The following is a 13,800-nucleotide window of genomic DNA, read 5'->3' as shown; positions in this document are numbered from 1 at the left end:
GCCCTCGTTCCGCGGCCCACGATTAGTCGAGGGGGGCTTACCCGTCCAGGCAAGGCGGACGCGGGCGGAAACCGTGGCTCGTGTCACATCGGCGTCACGACTCCCCTGGCAGATGCCGGTTCGGCGGTGGACGCGTCTGGAAACCCCGGCGCCCGACCGCCGATTGCGCGCTATGATGTGAAGAGGACGCGGCAATGCAGGCGGCTGACGAGCGAACGGAGGCGGTCCTGGACCGCGCGCCATCCCCCGCCGGCCTCTCTCCTTCCCTTCACCTCCCCAAGGCTACCGAGCGGACCATGAGCAAGTCGGACAAGCGCATCCGCCCGCCGGGTTCGAAGAACGGCCCCGAAAAGACCGCGCCCGGGTCCAAAAGCGTCCCTGGATCCAAGAGCGTCCCTGGATCCAAGAGCGTCCCTGGATCCAAGAGTGTCGGCTGGGCCCTGGTCCAGGCGGCCCGACTTCACCGTTCTCGGGTCGGCGACCGGCTGGCGGCCCTCGATCTGTTCGCGGGCCAGGAGCAGGTGGTCCAGGCACTCGCGGCCTCCGGCACCATGACCATGGGCGACTTGGCCGCCACCCTCCGGGTGCGCCCGCCGACGGCGTCGAAGACGATTTCGCGCCTCGCTGCCCTCGGCTTCGTCGAGCGGCGGGCCGAGGCTGGCGACGGGCGGATCGTACGTGTCCGGCTGACCGAGATGGGGCTTGCCAAGGCCGAGGCCATCGAGCGGATCGGAGACGAGGTCGAAGCGGAGCTGCTCGCCGGGTTCGACGGCAAGGAGCGCCGCCGCTTGCGCAAGCTCCTGCGCAAGGCCGCGCGCAATCTCGCCGAAATCTCCGGCGCCCTCGGCCACGAGGTCGAAGGCGACGCAGAGATCGACGAGGACGAGGCGGACGCCGACGCGATCGCCCCGGCGCTCTGAGAGCGGCTCCACTCGATCAAAGCGGAGCCCGGATCGGCAGGCCCGCGCGACGCCCGCATCCGCCATCCCGAAGGGATCGAACGGATTTGGTCCGAGCCGCCCTACTGCATCGCGTCCTGCGCCAGGCGATACGCACGCCCGTGCTCGCGGTACCCCTCGACGACGCGGGTCATCATCGCGCGCTTGTCCTCGTCGAGGGGACCTAGAACCCGGGCAGGTCGGCCGCCCCAGAGGTGGCTGCCCTCCAGCAATTGGCCCGGCTCGGTGGTGGCACCGGCCGCCAGGAGCACGTCGTCGGCCACCACGGTGCCGGGCGCGACGACGCAGCCGATCCCGATCAGGCTGCGGGCGCCGATGCGGCAATCGGCGAGCCGCACGTTGTGGCCGATGGTGGTGTCGCGGCCGATGACGACGCCTTCGGATCGGGCACGGATCACCGTGTTGTCCTGGATATTGGTGTCGGCGCCGACCACGATGGCACCGCCCTCGGCCTGCAGATCGCACGAGAAGAACACGCTCGACCCAGCCCCCAGAGCAATGCGGCCGCGCAGGCGGGCCGTGCGGGCGACGAACACGCTCGCCTCGATCTCGGGGGTGTCGGCCTCGGGCAGAGGAGGAAGGTCGCCGGACGCCTCGCGCAGACGCTCGGCCCGTTCGGCGATCTCCGGCAGGGAGATGGGGCGGAGAGGCTTGGCCGGGCTCCCCGCATAGGCAAACCCCGCCGCCAGATGCGCGCGCGGGAACACCGTCGCGCCGGCCTCGATGAGCACGCCGTCCTCTACCGTGGCCCCGTCGAGGACGATGACGTCGTCCTCGATCACAACGTCCGAGCCGACCGTACAGGCATGCACCACGGCATTGCGGCCCACGGTGACCCGGTCGCCGACGACGGTCGCGTAGGTGTTGGTGGCGATGTGGACGGTGGAGCGGTGGCCGAGCCAGAAGCGTTCACCGACGGTCACCACTTGGCCGTCGGCACGAATCACGCTGTCGTCCCCGAGCCAGGCCTGCGCCCCGAGGGTGGCGGTGCCGATCACCGTACTGCCGCGTCCGCACCAGACCGGACGGGCGGAGAAGACCGGGAGGACCCCGTCATGGGGCAGGATCAGGTCGGGGGTCACGCGGACGGTCTCCTTCGAAGCCCGGTGGCGCGGACCGGGACGAGGGGCATATAGGTCCTTTGGGACCGGGCGGACATGCCCGGCCACGAAGCGGCGGATAAGGGCGTTCGGGACACGGGTCGCGTGACGCGCGGGCTTTAGCAAGCTCCTGTCGCCGCGCCTCGATCAACCGTCATGCCGCAGCGAGCTTCCATGACTGCACAGATCCCCGACGTCAGCATCCAGGCCGAGCCCTTCGACGTGGCGCACGAGATCGCGGTTCTGACCCGCGACCTCCACGGCCGGGCCGGGGCCATCGTGACCTTCACCGGCCTGTGCCGCGACGAGGACGGGCGCCTCGCAGGCCTCGAACTCGAACATTACCCCGGCATGGCCGAGGCGGAGATCGGCCGGGTGGTCGAGGCCGCCCGCGCCCGCTGGCCGCTCCAGGCGGTTCGGGTGATCCACCGCCACGGCCTCGTGGCGCCGGGCGGCGGCATTGTCCTCGTGGTGGCAGCCGCCGGTCATCGGATCGCGGCCTTCGAGGCGGCGAGCTTTCTCATGGACTACCTCAAGACGCAGGCGCCGTTCTGGAAGCGCGAGCACCTCGTCGGCGGCGCAATCGGCGGCTGGGTCGAGGCGACGCAGGCCGACGACGCCGCCGCCGCGCGATGGGCCTGAACCGGTTTTTGTCGCAGAATCGGAACCCGCTTTCGCGCGGCCTGCTCTGAGCATCCACAGGCAACCCGACGGATGGACCTTGTGCCCGCCGGCCCCGCATGCGCCGGGTTGCGCCCGATCCGAAGGAGCTCACCCGATTTCCATGTCCAGCCTCAGGCCCGATTCCCAAGCGGCTCCCCAGGGTGCCGGCCCGCAGCCGCGGGGCTGGTCTCATGCCGTCTCGGGCATCGCCATCGTGGCGTTCGCCGCCTTTCTGGCGCTGGCCTGGAGTGCGGTCTCGACCCTGTTCCTCGTCTTCGCCGGCATCCTGCTCGGGGTGTTCCTCGATGGGCTCACGCAGCTCCTCGGCAAGGTGATGCCCGCCGGCCGCGGCCTGCGCCTCAGCCTCGTCAGTCTCGCGCTCGCGGGCTTGAGCCTGGCGATGATCGCGTTCGGCGGCGCCACGGTGATGCAGCAGGGCCGCGAACTCGGTCAGACCGTGGCCTCGCAGGCCGGCACCGTGCGCGATCGTCTCAAGGATTACGGCATCGACGTGCCGGGCCTCTCCGCACCCAAGAAGGCGCCGGAGGGGCAGGCCGCGCCTGAGGGCGACAAGGATTCCACCGAACCGAAGGGCCAGAAGACCGGTGGCCTCGCCGGCCTCGCCTCGGGTGCGATGGAGAGTCCGGGCTCGATCCTCTCCGATGCCGGCAGCGTCCTCGGTCCCGCGGCCAGTGTGGTGATCGCCCTGTTCAGCGCCCTGGGCAACGTCCTGGTCATCGTGTTCCTCGGCCTCTCGTGCGCCGCCGATCCGGCGGCCTACCGCGACGGGGCCGTGCGCTTCGTGCCGCCCCGCCACCGGGAACGGGCCAGGGCCCTCCTCGACGGCATGGGCGAGACCCTGCGGCACTGGCTGTTCGGCCAGCTCATCACCATGGCGGTGATCTTCCTGTGCACCTGGGCGGGCCTGAGCTTCCTCGGGATCGGGGGGGCGCTGATCCTCGGCCTCCAGGCCGGCCTCCTCGCCTTCATCCCGACCATCGGGCCGCTCATCGCGGGCGTGGTGATCGTGCTGGCGGCCCTGGCCTCGGGACTCACGGCTCTGCTCGGCGCCATCGGCGTCTACCTCGCCGTGCAGACCCTGGAGAGCTACGGCCTGACGCCGTACATCCAGAAGCGGGCGCTGGACATCCCGCCCGCCACCATCTTCGCCGGGCAGCTCATCCTCGGCGTGCTGTTCGGCCTGTGGGGCATCGCGCTCGCCCTGCCCCTCATGGCGGTGATCAAGGTGCTGCTCGCCCAGCTCTACATCGAGGACACCCTGCACGAGGACGCCGAGGCCTGAGCCGGGCGAGCGTCCTCGCCGGGGCAAGCCGCCTGCTGGCCAAACCTCGCGATCACTCCGCGTCCTCGGCGTCCGACAGGGGGTGGAGGTCGCGGACCATCCCCTTCAGGCGCTCGTCGAGGACGTGGGTGTAGATCTGGGTCGTGGCGATGTCGGCGTGCCCGAGGAGTTCCTGCACGATGCGCAGGTCCGCGCCGTTCTGCAGGAGGTGACTGGCGAAGGCGTGGCGCAGGACGTGCGGGCTGACCCGGTCGGCACGAAGTCCGGCGAGGGTGGCGACATTCTTGAGGTCGCGCGCGAAGGCCTGCCGGGTGAGGTGGCCGCTCTCGCTGTCGGCGGGAAACAACCACGTGCCCCCGAGGGCCAGGTGGGCAAGGTGGTCGCGCATGGCGCCCCGCGCCATGTCTGTCAGCGGGACCAGACGCTCGCGCCCGCCCTTGCCCTTGACCACGAGGTAGCGTTCCCGCGTCGATCCCGCCGCACGCGGCAGGGCGATGAGTTCGGAAACGCGCAGGCCCGTGGCGTACAGGAGTTCGATGAGGCACAGCATCCGCCGGCTCCGCCCCGTCCCGTCCGCCTCGGCCAGATTTCGGGCCGTGGCCAGAAGGGTATCGACCTCGGAGACCGACAGCACCTTGGGCAGCGTCCGGCCCTTGCGGGGTGCGGCCACGGGCGCGCTCGGGTCGCCTTCGGCGAAGCCTTCCGCGTAGAGAAACCGGTGAAAGCCCCGGATGCAGGACAGCCGCCGCGCGGCGGACGCCGCGGACAATCCCCGCGTCTCCAGATCCGCCATGTAGGTCCGCACGGGGCCGGCCTCGAGGCGGACGGGATCGTGCCCGTCCCGTGCCAGGGCGGCGAGGTAATCGATGAGGTCGCGGCGGTAAGCGCTCACGGTGTTGGCCGCCGCCCCACGCTCGGCGGCGAGCATGTCGAGGTAGCCCTGGATCAGCGCCTCGCCCGACGGGTCTTCCGGCGAGGACTCTTCCGAGGATGACGCCGCGCTCACCGGCCCGGCGGCTGGAGCTTCGAGGCGGGGATCGTCACGCTCATCTCGCGCGGTGTCGGCACCACCAGGGTCGCCAGGGCGAACAGGCCCGCAAAGGCGAGCCCACCCAGGATGGCGAGGGTGGCGAGGAAACGGAACAGGGTCGGCACTCGGACGAACCTCGGTCGCGGGGCGTGAGGGGAAATGCGGCGCGGAGTGCGCAATGAAAGTCATCGGTTGCACCATGCAGGACGCGCCGTGGCAATGACTTCCCGGCCACAGGGTGCGCCGCATTCGCCGGGGCCGGCGCACAATGACGGGACCGGACCAGCCCCGGGGTTTTCGTGCGGCGCGCACGCGCACCGCTTCGCCCGCCTCGCAAAACGCGCTAAGACCGGCGCAACGATGCGAAGAAACCGATGACCGAAGCCGAGCCTCAGGGCACCCCGCCCCCGGGCGACCCCATCGAACTGCGCCTGCGCCGTGCCCTGGGCGATCGATCCATCGTGCTCGTCGGCCTCATGGGAGCCGGCAAGAGCACGGTCGGGCGACGCTTGGCCTCGCGCCTCGGCCTGATGTTCCGGGATGCCGACATCGAGATCGAGACGGCGGCCAAGCTCACGATTCCGGACATCTTCGCCATCTACGGCGAGCCGAGCTTCCGCGATGGCGAGGAGCGGGTGATCGCCCGGCTCATGCGCGAGGGCCCCCTCGTTCTCGCCACGGGCGGGGGCGCTTTCATGCGGGCGAGTACGCGCGAGCGGATCGCGGAGCGCGGCGTCTCCGTGTGGCTCAAGGCCGAGCTCGACGTGCTCATGCGCCGGGTGCGCAAGCGCGGCGGCCGCCCCCTCCTCCAGACCGAAGACCCCGAGGAGACCCTGCGCGGATTGATGGAACTCCGGCATCCGGTCTACGCCGGTGCCGACGTGGTGGTCCTCTCCCGCGACGTCGCCCACGATCGGGTGGTGCAGGACGTGATGGAAGCCCTCGACGCCCATCTGAGCGGGCGCCCCGCCCAAAGACACGACCCGCAAGGAATCGCCGCCCAGTGACCGATCGCCTGACGGTGGACGTCCCCCTCGACCAGGGCCGTGCCTACAGCATCCTCATCGGCCGGGGCCTCCTGGACGAAGCCGGAACGCGCATCGCGGCCCTCGGCGCACGCGCTGCCGTGATCGTCACGGATTCCAACGTCGCGGCTCTCTACGCGGACCGCCTGCGCGCGAGCCTGGAGGCGGCGGGCCTGCGCGCGGGCCTCGTCACCGTGGCGCCGGGCGAAGCCTCGAAGAGCTACGCCACCTACGCGGAGGTCTGCGACGGGCTCCTCGCCCACAAGGTCGAGCGCGGCGACATCGTCGTGGCCCTGGGCGGGGGGGTCGTCGGCGATCTCGCGGGCTTCGCCGCCGCCACCCTCCGGCGCGGCGTCCGCTTCGTTCAGGCCCCGACCTCGCTCCTCGCCCAGGTCGATTCGTCCGTGGGCGGCAAGACCGGCATCAATTCGCCCCTCGGCAAGAACCTCATCGGGGCCTTTCATCAGCCGCGCCTAGTGCTGGCCGACACCGGTACCCTCGACACGCTCTCGGAGCGCGAGATGCGCGCCGGCTACGCGGAGGTCGCCAAATACGGCCTCATCGCCGACGCGGCGTTCTTCGACTGGTGCGAGGCGAACTGGGCCGGTCTCTTCTCCGGCGGTCCGGAACGCGACGAGGCCGTGGCGATCTGCTGCCGCGCGAAGGCCGGCGTGGTGGTGCGCGACGAGCGCGAGGACGGCGAACGCGCCCTGCTCAACCTTGGCCACACCTTCGGCCACGCTCTCGAACGCCTGACGGGGTACGAGTCCGCCCGCCTCGTCCACGGCGAGGGCGTCGCCATCGGCCTCGCCCTCGCGTTCCGGTTCTCGGCCCGCCTCGGCCTGTGTCCGGGCCAGGATGCGGGCCGCGTCGCCAACCACCTCGCGCTCGCAGGCCTGCCCACCACCCTCGGGGCGGTGCCGGGCGGTTGCGGCGACGCCGATGCCCTCCTCGATGCCATGGCCCAGGACAAGAAAGTCCGCGACGGGGCCCTGACCTTCATCCTCGCCCGCGGGATCGGCCAGAGCTTCATCGCGCCCGGCATCGACGCCGGCGACGTGCGGGCCTTCCTCGCCGACGAACTGCGCGCCGGTTGAGCCGGTGACCACGGCTTCGGGCGCAGATCTTCCGCACGCGTATCCATCCGGACAAGCCGCCTCGGCGCGGGGCGACACGGAGATCGAGGCCCTGCGCCGCCGCGTGCGCGAACTCGAGGCCGAGGTGACACGGGTGAGCGAGTCGCCCCTCGGACAGGAGACGGGGGATCTCCGGCTCCTGTCCGACGCCCTTCCCGCCCTGGTCGCCCAGATCGGGCCCGATTACCGGTACCGCTTCAACAACCGGCACTACGAGACGTGGTTCGGGCGCCGTGCCGAGGGTCTCACGGGGGCCCACGTCCGCGACGTCCTCGGCGAGGCGGCGTTCGCCGAGCGTCGTCCCTTCATGGACCGGGCGCTCGCGGGCGAGGCCATCACCGTCTCCGGGTTTCTGCCGGATGGCGGCGGCCGGCGCCGGCCCTGTACCATCGACTACGTGCCGCGCCGGAACGCGGCCGGAACGGTCGAGACTTTCTTCGTCATCGTGGTCGATATCGGCGAGGGCCACGCCGCGGAGAGCCGGCGCCTGGCGCTGTCCGACCTCGGCGACCGCCTGCGCGACCTCGACGATACGGCCCAGATGGCATTCGTGGCGGCGGAGATTTTGGGGCGAACCCTCGGGGTGAGCCGCGCCGGCTACGGCACCATCGACCGGGCCACCGAAACCATCGCCATCGAGCGCGACTGGAATGCACCCGGCATCACCAGCCTCGCCGGCATCCTGCGGTTTCGCGATTACGGCTCGTATATCGAGGACCTCAAGCGCGGCGAGACCGTCATCTGCGTCGATGCGGAGACCGATCCGCGTACCGCCGCCACGGCCGAGGCGCTCAAGGCGATCTCGGCCCGGTCCTTCGTCAACATGCCTCTGACGGAGCATGGCGGCTTCGTCGCCCTGCTCTATCTCAACCACGCCACCGAGCGCGCCTGGCCGGCGGAAGAACTGGCGTTCATCCGCCAGGTCGCCGAGCGTGTCCGGGCCGCGACGGAGCGCGTGCGTGCCGAAGCCGCCCGCCGCGCCAGCGATGCGCAGTTCCACGCCTTCGCCCAGGCCGTGCCCAACCACGTCTGGGCGGCGACGGCGGAAGGACACCTCGATTGGTTCAACGCGCAGGTCTACGCCTATAGCGGCGCGGGGCCGGGCGAGCTCGACGGGGCGGCCTGGGGCAGCATCATCCATCCCGACGATCTCGGTGGCGTGGTCGTGAGCTGGGGCGCGGCGCTCGCCTCGGGTACGCCCTACGAGACCTCGTTCCGCATCCGCCGCGGGGACGGGGTCCATCGCTGGTTCCTGGTGCGCGCCGAACCGATCCGCGCCGATGACGGAAGCATCGTCCGCTGGGTCGGCACCAACACCGACATCGACGATCAGCGCACCGCATCGGCCGAACTCACCCGCCTCAACGCCCGCCTCGCCGATCAGGTCGAGCACCGCACGCGCGAGCGCGACCGCATCTGGGAGACCACCCACGATCTGATGGGCACGGCCGGCCTCGATGGCTACCTCAAGGCCGTGAATCCGGCCTGGAGCCGGACCCTCGGCTGGTCCGAGACGGAGCTTCTCGCGCAGCCTTTCCTCGTCCTCATCGATCCGGCGGACCACGCCGAGACCGCGACCGTGGTCCGGCGCCTCGCCGCGGGCGAAACGGTCACGGGCTTCGTCGACCGGATCTTCTGCAAGGACGGCCGCCAGCGCTTGGTCATGTGGAATGCGGCCCCCGGCGGCGACCACTTCTACATCGTCGGGCGCGACATCACCGAGCAGCGCCAGACCGAGGAAGCCCTGCGCCAAGCCCAGAAGATGGAGGCCGTGGGACAGCTCACCGGCGGCCTCGCGCACGACTTCAACAACCTGCTGACCGGCATCTCCGGCAGCCTCGAACTGCTGCAGACCCGGATGAGCCAGGGGCGGCTGACGGATCTCGACCGCTACATCAACGCGGCCCAGGGCGCCTCGAAGCGCGCGGCCGCGCTGACGCACCGCCTGCTGGCCTTCTCGCGCCGCCAGACCCTCGACCCGAAGCCGACCAACATCAACGGCCTCGTCGCCGGCATGGAGGAGCTCATCCGCCGCACCGTCGGCCCGGCCGTCACCATCGAGGTGGTGGGCGCAGCCGGCCTGTGGACGGCGCTCGTCGACCCGAACCAGCTCGAGAACGCCCTCCTCAACCTGTGCATCAACGCCCGCGACGCCATGCCGGCGGGCGGGCGCATCACCATCGAGACCGCCAACACGTGGGTGGACACCCGCGGCGCCCGGGAGCGCGATCTCGAGCCCGGCCAGTACCTGTCCCTGTGCGTCACCGACACGGGCACGGGCATGACGCCCGAGGTGGCGGCGCGCGCCTTCGACCCGTTCTTCACGACGAAGCCCCTGGGCGAGGGCACCGGTCTCGGCCTGTCGATGATCTACGGTTTCGTCCGCCAGTCGGGGGGGCAGGTCCGAATCTATTCGGAAGTCGGACAGGGCACGACCCTGTGCCTCTCCCTGCCGCGGCATTACGGACAGGCCGAGGCTGCCGAGACGCCGGCCGATCTCGCCGATGCGCCCCGGGCCGAGCAGGGCCAAACGGTGCTCATCGTCGACGACGAACCCACCGTGCGCATGCTGGTCACCGAAGTCCTGGAGGATCTCGGCTACACGGCCATCGAGGCGGCGGACGGGGCGGCGGGCCTGAAGGTCCTGCGCTCGGACGTGCGCCTCGACCTCCTCGTCACCGATGTCGGCCTGCCAGGCGGCATGAACGGCCGGCAGATGGCCGATGCCGGCCGCGCCGTCCGCCCCGGCCTCAAGGTGCTGTTCATCACCGGCTACGCCGAGAACGCCGTGCTGGGCAACGGCACCCTGGAACCGGGCATGCAGGTGCTGACCAAGCCTTTCGTCATGGAGTCCCTGGCCGTTCGGATCCGGGACCTGATCACCGAAGTCCAGGCATGAGGCGGCATTCGATGCCTGCGTGTTTCGCCACGGAAAGCGCATTCACCGTATCGGCATGACATTCTCGTGATCTCTCGGGAAAGGAGCCGAGGCGGCACCGTTGCTTTGTTTTCGCGAAGGTAGATCGAGCGTCTTCACGATTGCGCTGCGCAACCTGCTCGTGCAAGCGAAGGCAGTCGAAAGCCTCGTGGCTTGGAGGCGAAGGCCTTGCGGCTTGGAACTGATCGATGCGGCTCGATGCCCCGACCTTGCTCCTGGTAACGGTCATCCTGACTTTCACGGTCGGGATCCTGTTTCTTCTGTCGTGGAGCCAGGCCCGACGGATGCACGCCCTGGCGATCTGGGGGCTCGCCCACCTCGTCGGCGGCGTGGGCTCGGCGCTCCTCGCCCTGCGCGGACTGATCTCGGATCCGCTGTCCATCGGGCTCGCCAACGCCCTGATCATCGGCGCGTATGGGATGATCTGGAACGGCATCCTCGCCTTCGAAGGGCGGCGCCTGCGCCCCCGGCCGGTCATCCTCTGCGTCGCCCTGTGGAGCGGCGCATGCCTGGTGCCGGATTTCTTCGCCTCCGTTCCGGCGCGCATCGTCCTGGCCTCCGGCATGGCCGCGAGCTTCTGCTTCGCCATGGCGGCCCTGATCTGGAAGAAGCGAACCGAGCCCCTGGTTTCCCGCTACCCGGCCGTCTTTCTGCTGTTGGCCTATGGGGGGATGTACGCCGTGCGCGTTCCCATGGCCCTCCTCATCCCGCCCCAACCCGTGGGGGTGCATCCCCTGCAGACGAGTGCGTTCGCCATCCTCGCCTGCCTCGGGATGCTGTTCACCCTGGCCCTGGCCTTCGTGTTCATGGCACTCACGAAGGAACGCGCGGAGCGGCTGCAGCGCCTCGCCGCCGACACGGATCCGCTCACGGGCATCGCCAGCCGACGGGCCTTCGTGGCAGAAGCCCAGTCGGCGTTGAGCCGCTCGAACCGGACCGCGACCCTGCTGCTGTTCGATCTCGATCATTTCAAGCGCATCAACGACACCTACGGCCATGCCGTCGGCGACGCCGTGCTCGTCGGATTCTGCCACACCGCCGGTGCCCTGGTGCCCCCCGGCACGATCTTCGGCCGCATGGGCGGAGAGGAGTTCGCCTGCCTGCTGACCGGAACCGAGGATGCGCGTGCCCGCGCCGAGATGGTGCGCCGGGCCGTCGCGAGCCTCGCCGTGCCGACCCTGCCGGACCTGCACGTCAGCGTCAGCGTGGGGTTGGCGACGACGGAGGCCTGCGGCCACGACCTCGACGGACTCATGCGAGCGGCCGACGCGGCCCTCTACGCGGCCAAGCGCAACGGCCGGAACCGGGTCGAGAGCGGTGGTCCCGGCGGAAGCGCGCCGGCCCCCGACGGTGGCCTACTCGATCCGCACCATGACGGAATCGGAAGCCCCGCTGGCGTCCACCACCGAGATGCGAGCGAAGCCGGCGCCTTCGGGGCGCCACGCGGCCTGGCGCCGGGCACCGCCGGCGACGGGCAGGCCGTCGACCATCCAGGTCAGGGGTGGAACACCGCCCAGAGCCTTGAGGGCGAGGCTCGCACGGAGTTCCGTGTCAGGCGCGCTGCCCGCTAGATCGCCTTCCAAACCGGTGTCCGGCACACCGAGATCGATCCGGGCGCCATCGGGCGGGTAGGCGATCTTGAGGGTGGCCCCCAGGGCGGCCGAGACGGTCTTCGCCGCGTCGCGGCGGAGGTGGCGCAGCGGCGGCGGCAGGCCGGCATTGGTGGTCACCAGGGCGTCGGCCGGACGCGGCACGGGCTCGGGCTCGCCACCGAAGCGCGCGAAGGCGTCGAACAGGACCGGGGCGGCCACAACCCGGCCGACGAGGCCCGGCACGGCGTTGCCGTCCGGGCGCCCGGCCCAGACCGCCAGGGTGACGCGCCGGTCGAACCCCACGGCCCAGGCATCGCGATAGCCGTAGGACGTGCCCGTCTTGTAGGCGATGCGGTTGGGAAGAGCGTTCTCGGGCGGGGGGGCTCCCCGCAGGGTATCGGCCACGTACCAAGCCGCCACGGGTTCGGCGATGCGGGCATCGGGAGAGCCGAGGGCGGGACCGTCGAGGCGGCGCAGGAGGGGCGGCACCAGACCGCCGCGCGCCATCCCGGAAAAGAGCCGCGCGAGGTCGGTGAGGGTAATGCCCAGGCCACCGAGGGCCACGGGCAGGCCCGGGGCGGTGTCGCGCGGCAGCTCGATGCGCGCCCCCGCCGCCCGCAGGCGGGCGATGAAGCGGGCCGCCCCGACGGCCTGAAGCAGCTCCACCGCCGGCACGTTGAGGGAGAGCTGGAGGGCGCGCCGCGCCGTCACCGTACCCTGGTAGCCGAGGTCGAAATTCTCGGGGGCGTAGGCGCCGGAAAAGCGCACGGGCCGGTCGTCGAGCTGGGTCTCTGGATGGGCGATCCCCTGCTCGAAGGCCAGCGCGTAGATGAAGGGCTTCAGGGCCGAGCCCGGCGACCGGATCGCCACCGTCATGTCGATGGCACCCGACCGTGAGGCATCGCCGTGGCCCGGGCTGCCGACCTGGGCCAGCACCGCGCCCGTGCGGTTGTCGAGGGCTAGGATGGAGACGGACAGGCTTGGGCCCAGGGCGGCGGCACGCTCCGTGGCCAGTGCCTCGAGGCTCGCCTGCAGGCGCCCATCGAGGGTGAGGCGGATGCTCCTCGAAGTGGGATCGGCCGCGACCGCCGCCTCCGCCGCATGGGCCGCCAGCATCGGGAAGGGCTTTCGCCTCTGCGGCACGGGTTCGGCCTTGGCCGCCTTCGCCTCGGCCGGCGTGATGATCCCTTGCGCGGCCACACGGTCGAGGACCCGGTCGCGGGCACGCCGGGCGGCCATGGGGAAGCGGTCGGGCCGACGCGCTTCGGGGGCCTGTGGCAGGGCGACGAGCAAAGCCGCCTCGGCGAAGGAAAGCCGGGCCGGGTCGCGCCCGAAATAGGCCAGACTCGCCGCCCGCAGGCCCTCCACCGGGCCGCCATAGGGGGCGAGCGCAAGGTAGAGGTCGAGCACCCCCGCCTTGCCGAGGCGGCGCTCCAGTTCCACCGCCCGTACCATCTGGCGCAGCTTGGCGGTAAGCGAGCGCGCGGCGCGGGGCTCGACGAGGCGGGCCACCTGCATCGACAGGGTCGAGCCGCCCGAGACGATTCGGCCGTGCCGCAGCCATTGCCCGGCGGCGCGGAGCGTGGCGGCCGGGTCGATGCCCGGATGGGTGTCGAACCCCTTGTCCTCGTAGGCCGTCAGCATGGCGAGTAGGCGCGGATCGACCTGCCCTGCGGAGAGCGGCAGGCGCCAGCGCCCATCCACGGTGGCGAACGGGCGCAGGAGTCCGCCGTCGCGGTCGAGGACCACGGTGGAGCGCAAGCCGGCTTGCGTCAGATCGAGGGGCGGGAGGATGGCGACGAATCGCCAGAGGGCGAGGGTGACGATGGCGACCGTCGTCAGAAAGAAGACGAACAGCCCCGCGACAACTGTCCTCGTCGATCGCCTGGACCGCGACAGGCCCTCTCTCCTGGAAGGAGAGGGTTGGGGTGAGGTGTGGTCCATCTCCGGAAAGGTTACACACCTCACCCTGTCCCTCTCCCCCCAGGAGAGGGGACCCGCGCCGGCCTCGACATGACGGCCATCGCCCGCCGTGGAGGAGGCGTGAGCGTCCT

The 13,800-nt window shown here is 70.9% G+C and carries 10 protein-coding genes and 1 pseudogene; 7 read left to right on the top strand and 4 right to left on the bottom strand.

Translation table 11 applies throughout. The features are described from left to right. The first annotated feature begins 296 nt into the window (after positions 1 to 296). On the top strand, positions 297 to 920 hold the full coding sequence (locus tag ASF52_RS21515) for a MarR family winged helix-turn-helix transcriptional regulator (RefSeq protein WP_056176785.1): 624 nt from the start codon (positions 297 to 299) through the stop codon (positions 918 to 920). Between the two features lie 101 nt (positions 921 to 1,021). Here ASF52_RS21515 and ASF52_RS21510 read toward each other — a convergent pair whose 3' ends face one another. Beyond that, on the bottom strand, positions 1,022 to 2,041 hold the full coding sequence (locus tag ASF52_RS21510) for a gamma carbonic anhydrase family protein (RefSeq protein WP_056176783.1): 1,020 nt from the start codon (positions 2,039 to 2,041) through the stop codon (positions 1,022 to 1,024). Positions 2,042 to 2,233: 192 nt separating this feature from the next. On the opposite strand from ASF52_RS21510, the gene ASF52_RS21505 reads away from it, so the two are divergent. Both ASF52_RS21505 and ASF52_RS21500 read left to right on the top strand, forming a co-directional pair. Continuing rightward, on the top strand, positions 2,234 to 2,701 hold the full coding sequence (locus tag ASF52_RS21505) for a molybdenum cofactor biosynthesis protein MoaE (RefSeq protein ID WP_056176780.1): 468 nt from the start codon (positions 2,234 to 2,236) through the stop codon (positions 2,699 to 2,701). A 142-nt stretch (positions 2,702 to 2,843) separates the two neighbouring features. Next, positions 2,844 to 4,025 (top strand): AI-2E family transporter, encoded by a 1,182-nt coding sequence (locus tag ASF52_RS21500; RefSeq protein WP_056176777.1) that lies wholly within the window; start codon positions 2,844 to 2,846, stop codon positions 4,023 to 4,025. A 52-nt stretch (positions 4,026 to 4,077) separates the two neighbouring features. Here the strand turns inward: ASF52_RS21500 and ASF52_RS21495 are convergent, their stop codons facing one another. Together ASF52_RS21495 and ASF52_RS22820 are read right to left on the bottom strand one after the other, a co-directional pair. Beyond that, the gene (locus tag ASF52_RS21495; protein WP_443136710.1) at positions 4,078 to 5,031 is read right to left on the bottom strand and encodes a site-specific tyrosine recombinase XerD; all 954 of its coding nucleotides are present in this window, start codon (positions 5,029 to 5,031) and stop codon (positions 4,078 to 4,080) included. Next, positions 5,028 to 5,180, bottom strand: coding sequence for a hypothetical protein (locus ASF52_RS22820; protein ID WP_056089629.1), 153 nt, complete (start codon positions 5,178 to 5,180; stop codon positions 5,028 to 5,030). The genes ASF52_RS21495 and ASF52_RS22820 overlap by 4 nt, the downstream gene beginning before the upstream one ends. Positions 5,181 to 5,429: 249 nt before the next feature. On the opposite strand from ASF52_RS22820, the gene ASF52_RS21485 reads away from it, so the two are divergent. The 4 genes and pseudogenes from ASF52_RS21485 to ASF52_RS23655 all read left to right on the top strand — a co-directional run. Further along, positions 5,430 to 6,062 (top strand): shikimate kinase, encoded by a 633-nt coding sequence (locus ASF52_RS21485; RefSeq protein WP_056176774.1) that lies wholly within the window; start codon positions 5,430 to 5,432, stop codon positions 6,060 to 6,062. Next, positions 6,059 to 7,177: a 3-dehydroquinate synthase gene (gene aroB, locus ASF52_RS21480; protein ID WP_056176771.1), complete on the top strand. Its 1,119-nt coding sequence runs from the start codon at positions 6,059 to 6,061 to the stop codon at positions 7,175 to 7,177. Before ASF52_RS21485 ends, aroB begins: the two co-directional genes overlap by 4 nt. A 4-nt stretch (positions 7,178 to 7,181) precedes the next feature. Then, positions 7,182 to 10,115 (top strand): PAS domain S-box protein, encoded by a 2,934-nt coding sequence (locus tag ASF52_RS21475; RefSeq protein WP_056176769.1) that lies wholly within the window; start codon positions 7,182 to 7,184, stop codon positions 10,113 to 10,115. Between the two features lie 227 nt (positions 10,116 to 10,342). Continuing rightward, positions 10,343 to 11,455, top strand: a pseudogene (locus ASF52_RS23655) (GGDEF domain-containing protein); the annotation flags it as partial. 54 nt (positions 11,456 to 11,509) lie between these two features. On the opposite strand, the gene pbpC reads toward ASF52_RS23655, so the two are convergent. Further along, positions 11,510 to 13,690, bottom strand: coding sequence for a penicillin-binding protein 1C (gene pbpC, locus ASF52_RS21465; RefSeq protein WP_082515430.1), 2,181 nt, complete (start codon positions 13,688 to 13,690; stop codon positions 11,510 to 11,512). Between the last annotated feature and the right edge of the window lie 110 nt (positions 13,691 to 13,800).

It is taken from the genome of Methylobacterium sp. Leaf112 (genome assembly GCF_001423295.1).
In the GTDB taxonomy this organism is placed as follows: Bacteria; Pseudomonadota; Alphaproteobacteria; order Rhizobiales; family Beijerinckiaceae; genus Methylobacterium.
The sequence above is the reverse complement of the archived record's forward strand: the minus strand, read 5'-3'. Positions and strand labels throughout refer to the sequence as shown.